Here is a 358-nt window from a genome sequence, read left to right on the forward strand (position 1 = left end):
TGACCGGATCGACGATACCCATGGCGATCATGTCGCCATATTCGCCGGTCTGGGCGTTGAAGCCGAAGGTCGGGCCCGTGTTCTCGAGGATCTTGCCGGCAACGATCGATGCTTCCGCACCGGCGTTGGCCGCGATCTGGCGAGCCGGAGCCTGCAGCGCGCGACGCACGATGGCGATGCCGGCGGTCTGGTCGGAGTTGGCGCCGCTGACGGTGATGGCCAGCGAAGCGCGCAGAAGTGCGACGCCGCCGCCGGGTACGATGCCTTCTTCGACGGCCGCACGGGTCGCGTTGAGGGCGTCATCGACGCGGTCCTTCTTTTCCTTGACTTCGATCTCGGTCGCACCGCCGACGCGGAT

1 protein-coding gene is annotated in these 358 nt (G+C 66.8%); it reads right to left on the reverse strand.

The genetic code is table 11. The annotated features are described in order from the left end of the window. A partial coding sequence (locus tag AC0L17_RS34680) for a TCP-1/cpn60 chaperonin family protein (RefSeq protein ID WP_473519021.1) occupies window positions 1–358 on the reverse strand: 358 nt, incomplete at both ends.

Source organism: Mesorhizobium sp. WSM4829 (assembly GCF_055811475.1).